This is a genomic window from Exiguobacterium sp. AB2 (genome assembly GCF_000696055.1).
Lineage (GTDB): Bacteria > Bacillota > Bacilli > Exiguobacteriales > Exiguobacteriaceae > Exiguobacterium > Exiguobacterium alkaliphilum.
Map to the genome: position 1 here is coordinate 95835 of NZ_JNAA01000109.1, position 19846 is coordinate 115680.

The 19846-nt window shown below is 53.7% G+C and carries 21 protein-coding genes; 3 read left to right on the top strand and 18 right to left on the bottom strand.

Annotated features, from left to right (window positions below):
• The 17 genes from DI14_RS14140 to DI14_RS14220 all read right to left on the bottom strand — a co-directional run bounded on the left by DI14_RS14140 (position 1) and on the right by DI14_RS14220 (position 15345).
• On the bottom strand, positions 1-672 hold the full coding sequence (locus tag DI14_RS14140) for a septum site-determining protein MinC (protein ID WP_034809700.1): 672 nt from the start codon (positions 670-672) through the stop codon (positions 1-3).
• Positions 673-674: 2 nt separating this feature from the next.
• A complete protein-coding gene (mreD, locus tag DI14_RS14145; RefSeq protein ID WP_051622742.1) occupies positions 675-1169 on the bottom strand; it encodes a rod shape-determining protein MreD in 495 nt (164 codons plus the stop codon).
• A gap of 1 nt (position 1170) precedes the next feature.
• The gene (gene mreC, locus DI14_RS14150; protein WP_034809704.1) at positions 1171-2061 is read right to left on the bottom strand and encodes a rod shape-determining protein MreC; all 891 of its coding nucleotides are present in this window, start codon (positions 2059-2061) and stop codon (positions 1171-1173) included.
• A gap of 13 nt (positions 2062-2074) precedes the next feature.
• Entirely contained in the window at positions 2075-3112 is a 1038-nt protein-coding gene (locus DI14_RS14155; RefSeq protein ID WP_034809705.1) for a rod shape-determining protein, read from the bottom strand.
• A 202-nt stretch (positions 3113-3314) separates the two neighbouring features.
• A complete protein-coding gene (locus tag DI14_RS14160) occupies positions 3315-4151 on the bottom strand; it encodes a DUF2785 domain-containing protein (RefSeq protein WP_034809706.1) in 837 nt (278 codons plus the stop codon).
• A gap of 117 nt (positions 4152-4268) precedes the next feature.
• Complete coding sequence (locus tag DI14_RS14165; protein ID WP_034809707.1) at positions 4269-4709, bottom strand: hypothetical protein; 441 nt, start codon at positions 4707-4709, stop codon at positions 4269-4271.
• Positions 4710-4771: 62 nt separating this feature from the next.
• On the bottom strand, positions 4772-5401 hold the full coding sequence (radC, locus tag DI14_RS14170; RefSeq protein ID WP_034809709.1) for a DNA repair protein RadC: 630 nt from the start codon (positions 5399-5401) through the stop codon (positions 4772-4774).
• 23 nt (positions 5402-5424) lie between these two features.
• Positions 5425-6012: a nucleoside triphosphate pyrophosphatase gene (locus DI14_RS14175; RefSeq protein ID WP_034809710.1), complete on the bottom strand. Its 588-nt coding sequence runs from the start codon at positions 6010-6012 to the stop codon at positions 5425-5427.
• A 135-nt stretch (positions 6013-6147) separates the two neighbouring features.
• Positions 6148-6855 (bottom strand): hypothetical protein, encoded by a 708-nt coding sequence (locus DI14_RS14180; RefSeq protein WP_034809711.1) that lies wholly within the window; start codon positions 6853-6855, stop codon positions 6148-6150.
• Positions 6852-8432, bottom strand: a complete 1581-nt coding sequence (pilM, locus tag DI14_RS14185; RefSeq protein ID WP_034809713.1) for a pilus assembly protein PilM — start codon at positions 8430-8432, stop codon at positions 6852-6854. Before pilM ends, DI14_RS14180 begins: the two co-directional genes overlap by 4 nt.
• Positions 8433-8444: 12 nt before the next feature.
• On the bottom strand, positions 8445-9197 hold the full coding sequence (locus tag DI14_RS14190) for an A24 family peptidase (RefSeq protein WP_034809715.1): 753 nt from the start codon (positions 9195-9197) through the stop codon (positions 8445-8447).
• A gap of 84 nt (positions 9198-9281) precedes the next feature.
• Positions 9282-9779: a prepilin-type N-terminal cleavage/methylation domain-containing protein gene (locus DI14_RS14195; protein WP_034809717.1), complete on the bottom strand. Its 498-nt coding sequence runs from the start codon at positions 9777-9779 to the stop codon at positions 9282-9284.
• Positions 9780-9919: 140 nt separating this feature from the next.
• Entirely contained in the window at positions 9920-11137 is a 1218-nt protein-coding gene (locus DI14_RS14200; protein WP_034809720.1) for a type II secretion system F family protein, read from the bottom strand.
• A 4-nt stretch (positions 11138-11141) separates the two neighbouring features.
• Entirely contained in the window at positions 11142-12176 is a 1035-nt protein-coding gene (locus DI14_RS14205; RefSeq protein WP_034809723.1) for a type IV pilus twitching motility protein PilT, read from the bottom strand.
• 4 nt (positions 12177-12180) lie between these two features.
• On the bottom strand, positions 12181-13809 hold the full coding sequence (locus tag DI14_RS14210) for an ATPase, T2SS/T4P/T4SS family (protein ID WP_051622751.1): 1629 nt from the start codon (positions 13807-13809) through the stop codon (positions 12181-12183).
• 31 nt (positions 13810-13840) lie between these two features.
• On the bottom strand, positions 13841-14122 hold the full coding sequence (locus tag DI14_RS14215) for a hypothetical protein (protein ID WP_034809727.1): 282 nt from the start codon (positions 14120-14122) through the stop codon (positions 13841-13843).
• Positions 14119-15345 carry a G5 domain-containing protein gene (locus tag DI14_RS14220; protein WP_034809730.1) on the bottom strand — a complete coding sequence of 409 codons (1227 nt, stop codon included), beginning with the start codon at positions 15343-15345 and terminating at the stop codon, positions 14119-14121. The genes DI14_RS14215 and DI14_RS14220 overlap by 4 nt, the downstream gene beginning before the upstream one ends.
• A gap of 163 nt (positions 15346-15508) precedes the next feature.
• Between DI14_RS14220 and DI14_RS14225 the strand changes: the two genes are divergently transcribed.
• The 3 genes from DI14_RS14225 to DI14_RS14235 are packed head-to-tail and all read left to right on the top strand — an operon-like array spanning position 15509 to position 18175.
• Positions 15509-15958: a prepilin-type N-terminal cleavage/methylation domain-containing protein gene (locus DI14_RS14225; RefSeq protein ID WP_034809733.1), complete on the top strand. Its 450-nt coding sequence runs from the start codon at positions 15509-15511 to the stop codon at positions 15956-15958.
• Positions 15906-16469 (top strand): PilW family protein, encoded by a 564-nt coding sequence (locus DI14_RS14230; protein ID WP_051622743.1) that lies wholly within the window; start codon positions 15906-15908, stop codon positions 16467-16469. Before DI14_RS14225 ends, DI14_RS14230 begins: the two co-directional genes overlap by 53 nt.
• A gap of 14 nt (positions 16470-16483) precedes the next feature.
• Entirely contained in the window at positions 16484-18175 is a 1692-nt protein-coding gene (locus DI14_RS14235; protein ID WP_034809736.1) for a hypothetical protein, read from the top strand.
• A gap of 43 nt (positions 18176-18218) precedes the next feature.
• Here the strand turns inward: DI14_RS14235 and DI14_RS14240 are convergent, their stop codons facing one another.
• A complete protein-coding gene (locus tag DI14_RS14240) occupies positions 18219-19808 on the bottom strand; it encodes a hypothetical protein (RefSeq protein WP_034809739.1) in 1590 nt (529 codons plus the stop codon).
• Positions 19809-19846: the final 38 nt, after the last annotated feature.

Here is a 19846-nt window from a genome sequence, read left to right on the forward strand (position 1 = left end):
TCACCCTCTCTGTAATTCCATTGCATATGCATCTTTCAATCCCGTCATGACTTGACGGAGACGTGTCATTTCAATCCCTTGATTCGTCTGATACGCGCAACCCATCTCGATTTCCGGAAGCTCTTCGCCGTCGTCCGACGCGAGGACGTGCTCGCCGATCGCCAAGAACTTCGGATGCAAGAGACTTGCCGTGATGACCGCGTCACTCCATCCTTCGACACCGGCCCGTACATTTCCTCGTATCGTACCTAAACAATAGATGCTACCTGTCGCCCGAACCTCGGACCCCGGGTTGACGTCCCCGATGATGAGGACGGACCCGTCAAACGAGAGCACTTGTCCGCTGCGGATCGTCCCGCTATGGTAGTGGAAAGTCTTTTTGCCGTAAGTCGCCTTCGCCTCTTCGGTCAGCATGACCTCGCTCGAAAGCTCCTCGATATAAAAAACGCCATGACGAGCAACGACTTCACGAATTTGACGTGACAGCTCCTCGTCTAAATAACGAGTTCCCGCGTGCAACTTGAGTGCAATCTTCCCAGAGGGCGGCTCCATTTCTTCTAACGTGGCCTCAAGCTCTAGGAGCACGTCGTCGATGCCACTCCGTGGATTGAAGTGGATGGCAATCCCGTTGCGATGTCCTTTAATCGTAATGTGTCGTTTACGCTCCATCATGGCTACCCTCTCTTCGCTACAGGTCGCGTCGCCACGTACCGCGTCATCGGGTAATACAGTACCGCGATGGCGATCGCATTGACGAACAACGTCCCTGGAATCTGTTCAACTAAAAGTGTCTGCATGGTCATGGTCGTCCCGCCGATTGCTGCCATCACACTATAAATCGTGAACGAATAGACAAGAATCATAAACGTGAACGTGATGACGACCGAGAAGAAGTTCTCACCTATATATTTTAACACGAAGCTGACTAAGAGAGGAATGAGTGAAAAAGTAAATAAGTAAATTCCGAGCAAGTCGGTGTAGACGATGTCATACAGTAATCCGAAAACGAGCCCGAAACCGAACGCCGACTCAAAGCGGCCATACAAACTGATATACATGAGTCCGATCAACGTCAAGGCGAGGAACGGGGTCATGTAGTGCCACGAAAAGATGGCCGCCCATGTCCCTTCAATAAGAAAGAGGAGGAACAGGGCGATGAACACTCTCATGTTACTCACCGGCTGCTCCTCCTTCCTCAGGTGCCGTCAAGAACGGTTCGACGAGCGTCCGATCGATGACGTACATTTGCGAGAACTCGTTGAAGTCCGCCTCTGGCTTGATGCGGGCCACTTGCGACACACCGTACTCATCGGTCTCAATCGACTCGACCGTCCCGATGACGAGTCCGGCCGGATAACGGCCGCCAAGACCTGACGTCGAGACGATTTCGCCTTCTTTCAATTCGACGCTGTTCGAGATCTTCGTGAAGAAGAGCTCGTTCGTCTCACTGTCGAAGCCGTCAATCGTACCGTACGTCGCCTTCCCGTCCGCATCGTTGACGACGGCCGAGACGTTGTTCGTCCGGTTGTTGTCGCTAAGCAGTTGGACTTGCGACGTATACGCGCTCGTCTGGATGACACGTCCGACCATGCCGCCGGCTGCCGTGACGGCCATCCCTCGCTCGACGCCGCGCTCTTCCCCGACGTTAATCGTGACGTAACGTTGCCAATCGTTCGGCGTCCGTCCAATCACTTCGGCCGGGATGAGGTCGAAGTCCCGAAGTGACGTCTCGCTCGCGTCAATCATTCGACGCAGCTCCTCGTTCTCCCGGCGCAAATCGTCGGCTTCGACCGACACTTCAGCGTACTTCGTCAAATGTTGCTTCAATTGACGATTCTCTTCATAGATGTCGCGGACGTCCGTAATCGAGGACACCGTGCTGTCCATCCAGCCGATCGGCACGGTGAACACCCGTTGGAACGTCCCGACCACATCACGCGTGACGTCTTGGTACCATGCAGATTCCGACCGTCCTCGAATCGAAACCCCTAAAATCACGACGAATAAAATGATACCGATTAGCGTGATGATGAGCTTTTTATTGCGTACGAACCGGCTCATCACTGATCACCTCTCATCGACGTGACGAAATGCCTGATTTTGAACGGAGGACGTCCATCATTTCAAGAGATTTCCCAGTCCCGATGGCGACACAGTCGAGTGGCTCATCCGCGACGAGCGTCGGGATGTGTGTCTCGTCTGAGATGACGTCATCCAAGTTTTTAAGGAGCGCGCCGCCGCCCGTGAGGACGATGCCACGGTCCATGACGTCTGCTGCGAGTTCTGGTGGTGTCTGCTCGAGCGTCTGCTTGACGCCTGCGAGAATCGCCTCGACCGTATCCGAAAGTGCTTCGCATACTTCAGCCGCTGACACTTCGATTTGTTTCGGAAGACCTGTCACGAGGTCACGACCGCGGATTTCCATCTTCTCGCCTTCGTTCGACGAATCGATGCGTGCTGAGCCGACTTCCATCTTGAGTGTCTCGGCCGTGCGTTCCCCGATCATGAGGTTGTATTTGTTTTTGATGTAACGAATAATGGCGTCATCCATTTCGTCACCGCCGACGCGAATCGATTGGCTCGTCACGATGCCGCCGAGTGAGATCACTGCGACTTCGGTCGTACCGCCACCGATATCGACGACCATCGAGCCCGTCGGTTCCCAAACCGGGAGACCGGCGCCGATTGCTGCCGCGAACGGCTCTTCAATCGTGTACGCCTCGCGTGCGCCCGCTTGTTTGGCCGCATCTTCAACGGCACGCTTCTCGACCGACGTGATGCCGCTCGGGACGCAAATCATGACGTTCGTCTTCGAAGAGAACAAGCCGCTCTTCGACTTCTGTGCTTGCTCCATGAAGTATTTGATCATCGTCGCAGTCGTTTCAAAGTCCGCGATGACCCCGTCTTTCATCGGACGACGTGCCGTCACGTTGCCCGGTGTACGTCCAATCATATCTTTCGCCTGGTTACCCACGGCCTCAATTCTGCCTGTATCGGTACGGAACGCCACAACAGACGGTTCACGAACGACGATGCCTTGACCTTTTACATAAACGAGCGTGTTAGCCGTCCCAAGGTCGATTCCGATTTCTCGGTTGAAACTACGAAACATACGTGTTGCCCCTCTCTTATTTACACTATTTTTATTATAACGGAAAAATCATGTTTGAAAACGTTCATTCGATTACAGGTTATTTACAATCCCTGTATCCAAGTCCTGTCTCACCGTCTATTAGTTTGCCTTCTTTTGCTGAAAAACGCAAATCAAAAAAAGCAAGCGCATGAAAGCGCCTGCTTCGATTTCGACTCATTTCTCAAACATTCTTTAGTGTGAGAAGCACCGCCGTTTGAAGCGCGTGACGGTCCGTCTCGTTCAACTTGACGAGAAAGCTTTTTAAGAACGTTTTCACGTTATGGACGACGTGCCAATACGGTTCGGCTTCGAGCTCTTGTTTGTGGACGCTCAGTCTAGCGGGCAGGTCTTCTAGCAACACGATCAGTTCTTGCTCGTCCATCCCGCGGTCAAGTAGTCCGAAAATCGGGTTTAAGAGCCGCTCATCTTCGTCGTGCACATAGATGGTCGAAATCCTCACCTTGCTCCATAACGCTTCAAGCACATCACTAAACTCGGTCTCGTCGAGTTGCGGGTGTAAGACGAGTTCGTCGAACGTATCGGCCACGTGTGCGATCGAATGGGCCCAGCCTTTACCGGTCACGTATCCTCTCGTATCGATTTCGCATTCAAGATACGCCAACAGCTTCGCCTTCAATCGCTCGAGGTCCGCTTCCGACAAGAAGCGCTGTTGCCGGTCCTGATACAAAATCAAGGCGAGCAACAGCGTCGAGAACGACCGGGTGAAGACGGTATCCGTTCCCGTCTCCCCGATACCATGGAACAAGTGAAACTTGAGCGTCGTCTGAAACAGGTTCGTCAATTGTTCGGTTGTCATTAATTCGTCTTCGATGATGAACCGGAAAAAGAGCGTATAAATCAATTGATCTCGAAGTTCGGCGTCCGTCGAACCGATATGATGGAGCATCGACTGGATGACCCGTGCCTCATCGATTTGGTGCAAGCGAACGGTCCCGCTCTTGACGTCCGTTAAAATCCGCTTTAAATCTTCTTCTTGATAAATCATGTCTTCAAACATGTCGCATCACGTTCCCTTTTCATCCGCCTTATAATACCGTTTTCGACACCATGTGGACCGACTCCTCTACATACGAAAAGCAGACGTGGATTACGTCTGCTTCATCGTTTTACTGCTTTACGTTCGGGACGAGAGCGACAAGAAGAGCATCGCCTCGTAACAAATGACCGAGACCACAAGCACCGGTTGAAAGAAGCGAGACGGTTTTTGACGCGTTGCGCCGGCCAAGAAGCCCGATACCGTCACAACAAAGACATACACTCCGACGTACATAAAGAGGAGTTGGCCAATCATCTGCCAAACTTGTGAATCGATCGTCGCGTTCCCCCACGCGAGAAACAGCCCCAAATAGGCAATGAAGGCGACAAGTCCGATTCCAATGACCAGGAGCGGTGACAAGCGGTCGAACCATTCATTTTGTGGAAGCTGTTGGAACAGTGCGATGCTAACCAAGACGAACAGCATAAAGACGACGAGCGTCAAAGCGAGCGGTTGAAGTGGGACAAAACTCGCTAACAGCGCCATTCCAACAATTAAAAGCCAAGTAATTTTTTTCATGTGAACACCTCGTCTGCCAGTATAGCAAACTTGGTTCTCATTTGGAAATATCCTTCCAAAAATCAGCCGTTCATATACCCCCGCTGTTTCATGCTGACGTAATGGTCTTCCCCGATGATGACGTGGTCGAGACAAGCGATGCCGATGATATTGCCCGCTTCAACCAAGCGCTCCGACACCTCGATGTCTTCACGACTCGGTGTCGCGTCCCCACTCGGATGGTTGTGGACGGCGATGAAGCACGCTGCTGACAGTTTGAGCGCTTCGCGGAACACATCGCGTGGGTGAACAATCGATGAGTTGAGCCCACCGACGAAGAGCGTCTTCCGGGCGATCAGCTGGTTTTTCGTATTCAAATACAGACAGACGAAATGCTCCTGATTGAGGAGCCGCAACTCATCTCGTAGCAATTCGTACGCGTCCTGCGGCGAACGGATCGTCGGCATCTCGGACTTCGGCTCCTCGACGTAACGGATGCCGATTGTGAACGCCGCGAGCAACTGTTCGGCCTTCTTCTTCGTCATCCCTTCGATTTGGCACAAGTCGCTCACGGACGCCTGCGACAGCGCCCGAAGCGTCGGATAGACATCGGATAATCGCCGGGCGGTCGCGTGCGGGTCCCCGCCCCGTCCCCCGATTTGAAGCAGACTGGCGATGGCGGTTTCAGCACTTCGGTCGAGCACCATGGTCATTCCTTCACCTACTTTCGCAGCAATCACAGAAAGCGTGGCGTCACCCCGTGACCTTCGAGCGTCCGGACGAGCGGCATGAGCGGCAGGCCGACGACGTTATAGTAGTCGCCTTCTAACCGTTCGACGAACAATCCGCCCGACCCTTGGATGCCGTAGGCGCCGGCCTTGTCATACGGCTCAGCGGAATCGAGATAGCCGTCGAGCCACGCCTCCGGGATGTCGATGAACGTGACGCGCGTCGTCGTGACGAACAAGTCTTGGCTCTCGGGTCCGATGATGCTGACCCCGGTCAGGACGTCATGCGTCGCACCGGAAAGACGACGGAGCATCTGGCTCGCCTCCTCCCGGTCGGCCGGCTTCTCTAGGATCTTCCCGTCTAATACGACGACCGTGTCCGACCCGATGACGACGGCGTCACGGTGCAAGCGGGCGACGTCCATCGCCTTCTCCCGGGCGAGACGCCCGACGTAATCGGCAGGCGCTTCGACGCCGTTCACACCTTCGACGACGGTGGACGGGATGACCTCATGGTGAATCCCCGCCTTCGTCAATAGCTCGGTGCGCCGCGGCGACATCGAGGCGAGAATGACACGCTTCTGTGTTGGTTTCATTGTATCGACTCCTTCGCTTGTAACATAACGGGCTTCCTTCCCGTATCACACTTCACTGTTGATTGTAGGCAAACCGACAGCCGAATACAATCGTAGCCGACAGAAAAACGCCCCTCGATTTCGAAGGGCGTCGCGTCACGGCGTCGTATAGTCATACACCGGGATGTCTTTACGTGGGAACGTCTGCGTCGGCACGTACCGGTCCTCAATCAATTGCGTCAAGTCCGGTCGATAGAAGGCGTCGAGTTCGACCGTGAAGTCGAGCGGCGCAATCGTCTCGGTCGTGTTCGGTCCCGTCTCGGCCGGTCCGGTGAATTGGACGGTCCGGAGGATGTGAATCCGGTTCATCGATTCGACGGACTCGAGGAAGAGGACGAGCGCGTCATACGTCTCGGCTTTAAGCGAGACGGTCGCCCGCACCGACGAGGCGTTCACCGGCGTGATGTCGACCGGTGTCGCCGGTTCGGCCGTCGCGCTCACGTCTTCCGGTTCCGGCGTCTCGATCGTCTCTGGCACTTCCGACTCGGCGAGGACACCGTCCGCGAAGGCGATGCTCGTCACGTTGACGCTCGCGAGCTGGCTTGCCTGCGACAACGTCTCGACGACCGTGTCCAAGGCTGGCTCGGTCGGGACGCGCGTCTGGAGACGCTGTGAGTCGGCGACGTTGACGGCCCGTCCTTCTTGGCGCATCAGTTCGAGCTTCGTCTGTTCGAGCGACAGTTCGCGTTCGAGCGCCTTGACGTCTCCTTGTTTCGTGAAATACGTATAGCCGAAATATGCCGGAACGGCGATGGCCGTGAACAGGCAGAGGGTGAAAATCAAATAAATCGTCGAACGTTTCATTGGCTCACCACCTCCTCATCGGTCGTCCCTTCGGTATCGGTCTCCGTCACTTCGGCGTCGACGAACGTGAACGTGAACTCACCGATATAGCGCGGCAACGGTTCCTCGGTCAATCGGGTCGTCTCGTCCGTCTCCGTGCTTACCGTGTCCGCTTTCGTCTCGGTCGTGACGCCGAGCAGTTTGACGTTCTCGAAGCGCGGGTCGTTTAAAAGCGCCCGTTGGAAGGCGTTCAATTCCGGCAACGTCTCGAACTGGGCTCGGACACTCATGAGCGAACCGTCCGCGTAGTTATACGTCAACACGTATCCGGTCGGCGGCAACTGTTCCGTCAACGCCCGGAGCGCCGGGACGGCCTGTTTTTCCTCATTCGTGAGCGACGTCACCGTCTGGTCGAGCGAGAGCACTTGTTGCCCTTTCGAGTTCACCTGTTCCGTCTGATAGATGCGGACGAGCTGGAGTTGTTCGTTCAGTTGGGTCTCCTGCCGTTCAAGTCCTTGCACCTCATAATATAAGAACCCAGCGAGCCCACCTCCAATCAGGAGCGAAGCGAGACTCGCGACGACCGGCCAGCGGAGCGTGACGTCGGTCGAGTTGATGAAGTTCGCGTCGCGGTCACGGTCGAGCGTCGCCATGCCGAGAAGCGGCAACATTTGGTGCGACAGCGGAGTCGCGTGCGAGAGCGGGAGCGGGTCGTCAATCCGTTTGACCGGCACCATCGCCTCGGCCTCGATCGTCTCGACGAGCCTGTCGAGCTCTGGAATCGTCCCCGTCACGATCAGCTCGTCAATCGGACGACCGTCCGTCCGGAGCGAGTAGCGATAGAAGTCGAGGAAACGGGCGAGCTCGTTCAACCATTCGTCCGTCTGCGTCAGGAACGCCTCCCGCGAGCCACTGTATGTATACGTGACGACCCCATCCGTCGTCTCGGCACGGTACGGGATATCCGTCTCGATGGCGCGGATGAAGCGGACTTGCCCTTCCTCTAAGACGAGCAGTTGGTGCGCGAACGGTGTCACGTGCCAAAGGAGCGTCGACTTGAGCGGGTCGAGCGTCTCGAGACGGGCCACCCCATTCGCGACGGCGACCGGGCGCGGTACGATCTTTTTCAAGACGAAGCCGCGTTTTTTCATGTAAGCGCGAATCGCTTTCGTCAAGTCGACCGAGACGGCGTGAAGCATGACCTCGGTCTTCGTCTCTGCCTCGCCGAGCACCTCGTAGTCGAAGGCGACGTCGTCGAACGGCAAGATGATCGAGTTGCCAATCTCCATGAACAGATAGCCGCGAATCTCGTCTTTCGGAATCGTCGACGGGATGTCGACTTTCCGCGACAGCACTTCCGTCTCCGCCATATCGACGGCACAGACCATGCCTTTTCGTACCTTTAATTTGCGGCACAGCTCGTCAAAGGCGAGACCGAACGCGTTCTCGTCTTGAATCCGTCCCCCCGCATATGCGCCTTTTGCCAATTGGACGGAAGCGCTCCGTTTGAAGATGCCTTGTTTGATGACGGCCCCGTGGATGCTGAGCGCATCGAACGAGAAGTACGCGACCGTCCCTTTCTCTATAGCCCGGCTCATGCTAGTTTCCCCCTACATTAAATCAAAATACCAATCAAAAAATGACTCACTGAACCAAAACGTCAGCATCGTCCCGAGCGCAATCGACGGGACGAACGGGATCGGCTGTTTGCGACCGATCCGTTTCAACCCGATCAGCGCGAGACCGACGACGGCACCGATCAAGCTCGCGAGGAACAACGCGACGAGCACGTCACGCGGTCCGAGCACGAGTCCGATCACTGTAAATAGTTTGACATCGCCGGCCCCAAGTCCCCCTTTTGAGACGAAAAAAACGGTGGCGAGGACCGAAAATCCTAACAACGCCCCGGCGAGCGGGCCCCACCACGTCGCCCCTGATACGTAAGCGAGAGCGAGCAGGACCGGCGCCGTATAGAGCAAAATGACGTTCGGCACGAGCATCGTCGACAAATCGGACATCGCCAAAGCGAGCAGCGTCGACAAGAAGACGAACGCGAGCAGCGTTGTCCCTGAGAAGCCGTACAGCCAAAAGCTGTAGCCGTAGCCGATTGCCCCGAGCAGTTCGAACAGCGGATACGTCGGCGCGATCCGTCCGCCACAGCCGCGGCATTTGCCACGGAGGAACAAGTAGCCGAACACGGGAACGAGTTCCCATGCCGACAAGACGTGGCCGCAAGACGGGCAGTGCGACCGTGGCGTCACGATCGACTGCTTCTGTGGCACGCGGAGCCCGACGACGTTCGTGAACGAAGTGATGACCGCTCCGAGCACGATGCTGTAAATGAGTCCAATTAGGTCAACCAATCTGGTCACTCCTTCTGTAAGTATATGCCAAAAATAGAAAACCGGCTAGGCTGAGCGAGTGCCCAGCGCCAGCCGGAGTTTTAATTACTTTTTGGTCGTTGATTCTAAAGTTTCTTTGTTCAGCATGTTTTCGGGAGTTCCTTCAAAGTAAAGCTTTTTATCTGCTGTAGCGGCCCCTTTTAAAGTAACTGCATAATTAAACTTCCCTGCTGATTCTGTAATTGTAACTTTAGCATCAGTATATTCTTTATCAGAAAATGGATCTTTCAAACTTGAGATATAGTTAAATCCATTTCCTTTAGTTGGATCGTCTGCAGCAGTAGCCCCCGGTGTAATAAATGCTAATTCACCAGCTTTAGGATTAGATGCTGTATGCAATTTCGCCGCACTCACCATCTGCTTCGCATCGGCAACCATCGCATCCTTCTTCGAGTTCTCGATAATCCCACCAATCGCGACGACGGCGATGGCAGCGATAATTCCTAAAATTACGACGACGACGAGCAACTCGACGAGTGTGAGGCCGCGCTCATCTTTCAATTGTTTCGCATCTTGCCAAATCATTTTCATTTTCTCTAACATGACTGATTCTCCCCTTTTGTGTGTTTTGCTGTGTTGTATGCTGCATGTGTTACATAAGACCTAGAGTAAGTAGAACAATTTTACTATACATTCAAAATTTGGTGTTGAAAAGTAGTTTATGTGCATAAACTAAGAATTTTCTACTGATTTTGGATATCCCCGTAAATTTGGAACATCGGCACGACGATGGCGATAACGATGACGCCGACGATGCTCGCCAAGACGACAATCAGGAGCGGCTCGATGATCGACTTCAAGCGGTCCGTCGTCGTCTCGACCTCTGTCTCATAAAACTCAGCGACTTCGTTCAACATCGAGTCCAAATCCCCACTCTCCTCGCCGACCGCGATCATTTGCGTCATGAGCGGCGGAAAGTTGTTGTTGCGCATGAGCGGCTCGTGGAGCGGGATGCCTTGCGCCATACTGTTGCGCGCCTCCCCGAGCCCTTTACGGATGACGCGGTTCGAGACGATCTTCTCGGTGATTTCGATTGCCGACAAAATCGGCACGGCGGCTTGCAGCAAGACGGCGAGACTGCGCGTCAGTAACGCGATCTGCGACTTTAGGACGATTGGCCCAAAAATCGGCATCTTCAGCAACAACCCGTCGATGATGAACCGCTCCTTATCTCGCTTCAACATCCACGTAAACACGAGGACACCGAGTATCGCGATTCCGAAGATGAGCCACCAATAGGCGGCGACGAAGTCGGAGACGGCGACGACGAGCCGGGTGATGAGCGGGAGTTCCCCGCCGAGCTGGCCGAAGATGCTCGCGAACGTCGGGACGACGCTCACCATGAGGAAGGTGACGACGCCGATGGCGACGATGGAGACGACGAGCGGATACGTGAGCGCCGAGATGACTTTCCGTTTCACGTCATATTGTTTTTGGAGCTGAAGCCCGATTTGGTCGAGCGCCTCCTCCAAGTTCCCGCTCGCCTCACCTGCGAGCGCCATCGAGCTGAAGAAGTTCGAGAATACGCGCGGATGTTTCTTGATCGCCTCCGAGAACGCAATCCCTTCGCGCAAATCGTCCTCGACTTGGCTGAGCGTCTTCTTCAACACTTTCGATTCAGTCTGGACGCGCAAGATAGACGTGGCCCGGACAATCGGCACACCGGCCCGGATAAGCGTCGCGAACTGGCGCACGTACATAATCAAATGTTCAATCTTGACCCGCTCAGGGAGCAAGTTGATTTCTTTATTCAACCCTGTCGACTCGAGTTCAGCGAGCTCGGTGACGAGAATCGATTCTTGGCGCAGCTTTTCTTTCGCTTCGCGGAGCGAGACGGCAGTGACCCGCCCTTTCTTACGCTTCCCGTTCAGCAGTTTACCTTCGTATTGGAAGATGGCCATTCAGTCACCTCTCTTCATTTGGTACGGCGTTCGGGTTGATGACGCCTTGACGGACGAGCTGTTCGATCGCCATGTCCATCGTCTGCATCCCGTTCTGCCGGTTCGTCTGGATGACGGTCGGGAGTTGGAACTCCTTCTCGTTCCGAATCAAGTTGGCGACGGCCGGATGGCCGATCATGATCTCCATCGCGGCGACACGACCTTTCGGCACGTCGACACGCGGGAAGAGACGCTGACTGACGACACCGAGCAGGACGTTGGCGAGCTGGGTCCGGATTTGGTCCTGTTGCTCGGCCGGGAACGCGTCGATGATGCGGCTGACGGTCGACATCGCACTCGACGTGTGGAGTGTCGCCATGACGAGGTGGCCCGTCTCGGCGGCCGTCATCGCGGTCGAAATCGTCTCGAGGTCGCGCATCTCACCGAGCAAGATGACGTCCGGGTCTTGCCGGAGCGCGGCCCGCAGACCGTCGACGAACTTCATGACGTCGGAGCCAATCTCGCGTTGGTCGACGATGCTCTGGTCGTGCGAATGCAAATATTCAATCGGATCCTCGAGCGTGATGATTCGTTTCCGCTGCGTCCGGTTGATCTCATGGATCATCGCGGCGAGCGTCGTCGATTTCCCTGATCCCGTCGGTCCGGTGACGAGGATGAGCCCGTACGGCTTCTCGATCAGTCGCTTCAGCACTTGCGGCAAATCGAGCTCGTTCATCGTCGGGATTTCCCCGGAAATGGAACGGAACGCAATCGCGACCGTGCCCCGTTGGTAATAGGCGTTGACGCGGAACCGCGACACGCGCGGCACCCCGAACGAGAAGTCGAGGTCGCGCTGCATCTCGAGACGGCCCCGCATCTCTTCGGTCATGATGTTTTTCAAATAGCTTTCGATATGGAGCGGCAACACTTTCTCGTCACCCATCGTGATGAGGCTCCCGTCGACCCGGATGATCGGCGGCGAGCCTGCGGTCAAATGGATGTCCGAGGCGCGTTGTTCGACCGCCTTTGTTAAAATCACTTCAATCGACTGATGGATCATAGGCTCACTCCGTTATCACTGTTCTCAATATTTCCTCGGTATTCGTCAGCCCGAGCGCGACTTTCTCAAGCCCATCGGCGAGGAGGAAGCGGACGCCTTGGTCTTTCGCATAGGCGACCATCTCGGCCTCCGTCGCCTGGTTCATGATGAGACGGCGCAATCCTTCATCGATTGGCACGACCTCATGGATGGCGAGCCGTCCGCGGTAACCTGTGAAGTTACATGACGCACAGCCGTTACCGCGCATGATCCGGTCGACCGGGACGCTTTCAGCGGCGAACAGTTCCTGTTCCCGTTTCGAGACCGGCTGTTCGTGACCGCAGTCCCGACAGACGCGACGGACGAGCCGCTGAGCGACAAGCCCGGACGTCGATGCGGCGACGAGGAACGGTTCGACCCCCATGTCAATCAAGCGGGTGATCGAGCTGATGGCCGAATTCGTATGTAACGTCGACAATACCAAGTGACCGGTCAACGATGCCCGGATGGCAATCTCGGCCGTCTCGGTGTCCCGAATCTCTCCGACCATGACGATGTTCGGGTCTTGACGCAAAATCGAACGCAGACCCGACGCGAACGTCAAGCCGACTTTCGAATTGACTTGCACTTGGTTGATGCCGTCGAGTTGATACTCGACCGGGTCCTCGACCGTGATGATGTTTTTGGATTCATCGTTCAGTTCGCGCAGCGACGCATAGAGCGTCGACGATTTCCCTGACCCGGTCGGCCCGGTGATGAGGATAATCCCGTTCGGCCGTTTCAGCATGTCGCGATACACTGCCTCGTTTTTGTCGCCGAAGTCGAGTTTCGTCAAATCGGTCAACCCTTCCGACGAGTCGAGCACCCGGATGACGATTTTCTCGCCATACATCGTCGGGAGCGTCGAGACGCGGAAATCGTACGGGCGGCCCCGGAGCGTATATTTGATACGTCCGTCTTGTGGCAAGCGGCTCTCGGTGATGTCTAGGTTACTCATGACCTTGAGGCGCGTCAGCATGACACTTTGAATCTTTTTCGGATAAATCGCCTCGGTCCGGAGGTCACCATCGACCCGAAAACGGACGTGCAACTGTTTCTCGTGCGGGTCGAAGTGGATATCTGAGGCTCGTTGGTCGATGGCGCTCAAGAAGAGCTGATTGACGAGCCGGATGACCGGCGCGTCATCTCGCGACGCCGTCTCCTCGCGATCGAGTTCCGGAGCTTCTTCTTTTAAAATCTCGATGAGTGACGCATCCATCTCGTAATAGCGTCCAATCGTCTTGCGAATCTGTTCTCGCGTGGCGATCCCGACCTCGATGTTCATCCCCGTCTGCAGACGCACGTCATCGATGGCGATCAAATCGAGCGGGTCCGCTGTCGCGATGAACAGCGTATTGCCTTGTAACGAAATCGGCATGATGTCATGTTTTTGGGCGATGACTTTCGGGACAAGTTTCGTCACGGTGACATTGATGTCTTCTGAATATAATGAAATGACCGGCACGTTCAACTGCTCGTGCAACACTTGAATCAGTTGCGTCTCGGTCAAATAGTTCAATCGCATGAGCGCGTCCCCGAGTTTCTCCCCGGTCCGCTTTTGAGTAAGTGCTTCGTCTAGCTGTGCTTGCGTGATCATCCCCGCCTCGACGAGCATCCCGCCGAGCCGTTTCTTTATTCGTCTCAACTTACTTCACCATCCTCTGTGGTACCTCCTGTGCGACGTCTCGCTGTTCGATGAACGCACTGAGTGCCGCACCGCCTGCCAAACCGAGGGCGAGGAGGACCCACGCCCACCACGTCCGCTCGAGCCCTTCGACATACAGGCTATACACGCCGAGCGAGAGCACGGCGACGAGTAACGAGATGACTCCTTTCGTCTCCCGCTTTCGAACGTATGGAATCGATAAGGCGAACACGGTCAATGTGGCAAGTACCCAAAAGGCAATCAAAATCAAATAACCGATCATCCGACTGCCCCCTCACTTGGCACCGGGTCCTGGTCATACACCGGTGGCTGTTCTTCAAACTCATTCAATCCGTCATCCTCTACATCGTCATCGAACGGGTCATCTTCCAGTGATTCGTCCGGGAAAGTTGGAATCACCGGTTCGACCGGTTCAGGAGGCGGGAGCGGGACGGAACTTTTCGTCACGATCTCCGGGATCGGCTCGTAAAAATCAAACCCGAGCAGTTCGAGCGACTCGCCCGTATCCGTGATGCGGACACGATACAGTTTGCCCGACTCCCCGGTCTGACCGGACTGGGTCACAGACGAACTGCCGGCCGTGAGTGACGGCGAGAAACGGACGATGTTTTGATATGGGACGCTCGTCACGTCTTCGACGCGCGACTCGTACGCTCCAACGAATACCTTGCCGAGCAATTGGACCGTCATCGCGTTCCCTTCTTCGATCACGATGAGCGCGTACGGTGTCTGTTCCGTGTTCTGTACGGCGAAGTTCGAGCGCTCGTCGACTTTGACATCATAGCCGAGCTCGATGCCGGTCGGGAGCGTCTCATGTTGGACCCGTTCTAGGATTTGGAACGGTGTCGCCGCGAACAATTGATACATCGAGGAACCGAGCGTGCTGAGCGCCTCAAAATCTTCTCCGAACGCTTTCAAGCTGAAGATGTCCCCTGCTTTCATCTCGAAGCCGTTCATCCGCTCGAGTGCCGAGCGCATCGCTGGCGTCGGACTGACCGTGATCGAAGCGACGACTTCACTCTCCGTCGCCGTCATCTCGAGGACGACGTCTGAGTTCAAATTCGAGGCGGCTTCGACGAGCGGCGGTGTCACCATCGAGAGCGTCACCGGTTGGTTCTCTAAGTACGGTGTCAATCGCTCTTCGTCGACCGTCGTGACGAGCGGATATGTACCCGATTCAGTGACCGCCTTGAGTGTCGCGTCGACGTTGAACGAGACGACATCTTTGCCGACCTCGATCACCGTCCCATCGACGAGCGTCACCGTGAACGGCGTGTTGTTGAAGTCTTTGATGGCGTTATCGATTCGGACGATCGCTTCTTCTTTCGTCATCCCCGACACGTCGATGCCGGCCACGGTCGTCTCTTTATATGTAGCAGTCGTCTTCGCCGAGGCATCAAGATAGTTCACGAGCCCGATCGTCGGCAACGACACGAGCAGGACTAGCCCCGCTAGGATGAACAGGTGCATCCCATATCGCTTCATTCCATTTCCCCCTCTATTTCAAGTCAAATGAGACTTTTGAATTACTATCCGTTCCCACTGTAACTTTAGTATAATATGCATTGTACAGAAAATAACAATTATTTCAGGTTAAAAGTCTCTTTTTTCCTATCATTAAATGAATTTTGAAAAGGAGGTCAATGCGGTGGACCGTTCCGAACAAGGTTTCACGCTCGTCGAAGTGCTCGTCTCGATTGTCGTCGTCTCGATCTTGGCATTATCGCTCATGAATATCTTCTCCCAAAGCTTACGAATCACCTCCTCGGATCTTGACCGGACCGTGGCAAACCAAGTCGCCCAAAATACGCTCAACACGTTGAAGCGTCGGGCGGCCGAAACGCGAGACCCGATTGACATCTCGATCCTCCAGAAGACGCCGGCCAACGTCTGCGATTTGTGTGACGTCACCATCAACGGGCGCGCCTTCGATGTGACCATCCTCTCTCCCGGCAACGAATTACCCGCCGACCTCGTCAACGTCGAGATTACCGTCGCCTCGGAGACGTTGCTCAAACCGATTACGTTGAAAGGAGTGGTGACGAATGCGACGCTTCAAGATAAATTCCCTGAGACGGACGTTCCAGAGCTTCCGTGACCGTGAGGACGGCGTCACGCTCGTCGAATTGTTGCTCGCGCTCGTCATCTCCGCCATCTTTGCCGGAATCGTGATCACCGTCTTCTTGACCGGCTCGCTCGGTTTCCGTCTGACGAACGACACGAGCTCGCTCCGGAATGAGGCCGACTACTTGATCACAAGCGTCCTCCAGGACATCAACCAAACCGAGTTCGACGCCTTGACCGTCAACGGGGATACATATTCGTTCCATCGTCTCCATTCCCCGCGCATCTCGACGGAAGGCATTTTGTACCGTCAAGGCGATTATATGGAGGACGCCGTTCTCGAGCTCGACCCGTCGAGCTTTGTGACGAACAACCCTGACGTCATCGTCCAAGCCGTCACCATCGACATTCAGGACGAAGTGACAGACGCGAGGAGCGGGCGCGAGGCTTACATCGTGTCCGGACTGATGGAGATTCAAGTGACGCTCGCCTCGCGTGACGATGCCACGCTCACCAAGACGTTTACGAGTACCATCCCGTTATGAAAAGAGGGAGCCAGATGAAACAAGATGAACGAGGCTACGTCCTCATCCTCGTCCTCGTGACGATGGCGGCGCTCGCCGTCCTCTCGCTCGCTGCGATTCAAGTCAACTTGGCGACGAACAAGCAGACGAATATCCGCGTCGACGAGACGCAACTCGATACCGACGTCAAAGGCGTGCTCGATGTGCTCGTCGCCGATTTGCGGACGACGTTCCCTCTCCACGATGCAAATGTTGTTCAACCGTATATGGAGAACCAAGCAGCATTTCAAGCGAAAGTCGCGACGGTGCTCCAGGCGAACACGCTCTATACGGGTGATTTGCAATCGGGCGACAACGACATCCGTTACTCGATCACCCGCTCGACGGCTGATCAGGCGAACGCCCCGTTCACGACCGTGCTCACGTTGACGGCGACCGGGACGACGAAAGCGAAGCCGGAACAGCCGATGCAAACGAGCTCGTATAGCCAAGAAGTGTATGTGACGGCGCTGCCGTCATTCCTCTATTACGTGCTCGGGTCGGACGATGTACTGACAATAAACGGGCCACCGTCCATTAGTGGTAATATGTACGCTGGTAAGCAACTTGATTTGAAGCGAGATGCGAGTTACCAACTAGAAAATAGCAAAAAGACGCTCAACAACAACCCGACCAGCCGGTTCTACACAGACGGTAAGATAGACTTAGGAGATACCGCAAAGTGCAATGGTTGCGACTTCCCCAACTATTTCGCAACTAGTACCACTCCAGGCGCCTCCGAACAACCTAATATCGGTCCGGTCGAAAGCTCGTTTTCTAAGTTCAACTTCGACTACTCAATTGTCCAATTTGTAAACCGTCACAAGGGAACCTCTACTGTAGATTTTTCTTATGACAAACCACCACATGTATCAATCTTTTTAAAAAACAGTCTTCGTTTCTCAGCGTATGACTACGGACGTCCTAAAGAAGCAGACTTTATTCCGTTTTTAAGACAGACATTCGTGAAAGAAAACGCCAGCGAACCAGACGTGTTTTTCACTAACTACATCGACACACAAAGAGTTGACCAAATTCAAGAACTTAAAATCCTTGAGTCACCTCTTGGAAGAGATACACCAATGATTATTAGCGATTCAATCGCCGATTCAACTGTACCGCTTCTACTTGACGGGGACGTTGTAATCGAAGGGACGCGCGATATCACAATCAGTCGCCCACTCATCGTGAACGGTAACTTGACGATTCGCGGTAAAGTCGCTTTCAACACGACCGTCTATTCTCTGAAGGATGTGTTTATTGACCGGGCTGAAATTCGCGGTGTTTCCTCAGAACAAGACAGTTCACTCGTCTTGCTCGCAAAAGGAAAAATACTCCTCAATCGAATCGACGAATTCCGTAACTCGTCGTCCCCTCTTCAGGCGTTTCTATATAGTGACTCTGAACAACCCACGCGGGTCTATGCCGTCGGCTCGATTGTAAACATCAAAGGCGGCCTGTATAGTAAAGGACCGCTCGAAGTGAACACGTTCCGCGGGTCGTTCAAATCGCTACCGCAGCAGGCGAATAAACAAGCTTATTTCGCTCCGGAGAATGTGATCGCTTCTCCAGACGTCGACGATTCGCGTCTCGTCATGGAATATAACGAAGGAGTGTTCCGTCAAATCGATACACTCCCGGTTACAAACCAACTCCAACTGTTCGTCGGTCAACAACTGAAGAAATAAAAAAGAGGCACTCGTGAGAGCAGCCTCTTTTCTATGATTGAGATTAATAGAAATCGCCAGACGGATCTTCGGTTCCTGGGTTCGGATCCGTGCCGGCTTTGACCCGGACGTAGAACGTTTGGCTGATGATTTTCGGTCCTTCTCCTGCTTTAAATGATGCACTGACGTCCTCCGTGACCAGTCCGACTTTCGCGATACCTGGCTTCAAGAGTGTCAATACGCCATCTTTTGCGGTCATAACATCCGTTCCTTCAAGTACAGTCAGGCCGTAACCTGTCACGTTTGCCGTCTCAGGCCAGAATTTGACCGGATAGCTGTATGGGCTGTCTGTCATGTATAGAATGACGTTCGGTGTCGAGACTTTTTGTGGGTACTCTTTCACGTTGATCAAGACAGGCATCGTCTGTCCGATATAATCCTTCAATTTTGCGATGACAGAAACGTTGCTCGTACTACCATGTTCGGCTTGTACGGTCGCGGACGTGTTCTGACTAGAAAGAATTTTCAAGGCGGTCGAATCAACGTCCCACGTCACGGCAAGCGGATTGGTAAGTGCTCGTTTATCTTCTACCAATTGTTCCAATGTCAATAAAGCTTGTTGCTTTACCAACGTTCCTGATTCGTTTTTGTAGACCCAAAGTTCTTGATCATTGGTAGTTAATGATAAATCAGGTAGTTTGACGACTACTTTCATGTTGTTTGATTTAACTTTTTGTCCGTTCGCGTATTCATAGACGGCCTTCACATTCGCTTCACCCGCATCCAACGCTTTTAACGTAACACTTTGATTCGTTGAATTCGATTGATTTACGAAACTGGACTTATCAATTTCCCATGTGAGTTTCGCGTTTGGTGGAATCGCCGCTTTCACAGTCGATAAGCTAGCTTCTACCGTTTTTGAATTTCCCAAATAAATCGTCGTTTCACTTGGAACATTGATTTTCAGTTCTTCTACTGTTACCGTCGTTTTAGTAAAGTCGCTTCCCGCATCTGTGAACGAGCGATCGTGTTTCTGTGCACCGCTCCCGTTTCCAGAATGATCAGCTTCCAGCGAATAAGCGTATCGCCCATTCTCGAACGTATAACTACCTGGTTTTTCTGCAATCAATTTGATGGTGATAAGGTCTGAGAACGCTGCATTCTTATATTCGTTACAAGATTCAAGTCCGGAGTTTTTCTTTCCACAGAGTACATTGATTGTCCCCGTTAAGAGACGTGTTTTAGGATCGAAATTTAAATTATGAGCTGTTGAAGGAGTTACGACTGCAGATAATCCTTCTGGAATTGTCTCTTCAATTGTCACAGCCCATTCTACATACTTGTAAGAATTGATATTCGGACCGTTTGTAAAATCAAGAATGTTATTCAATGACAAGTCATATGTCAAATCAAAACTGTCCCCTACAAGCACAGCTTCTGGTGTAACTGTTCGAATTGTCTCATCTTTAATATCCGTTTGAAAAACAATGCCCTGTTTGTTTCCATTCCCGTTACCATTATTGCCGTTATTGTTATTGTTCCCATTTCCTCTTCCGTTCCCGTTATTCGCAAACGTTGACGTATATGCGAACAACAATAGAATCATCCCTACCACTATGAGGAACCCGTACTTGGATCTTAGCTGCCTCTTCATCGTTGTGCCTCCAGTCGGTTTGTCATCACACTTCTTCA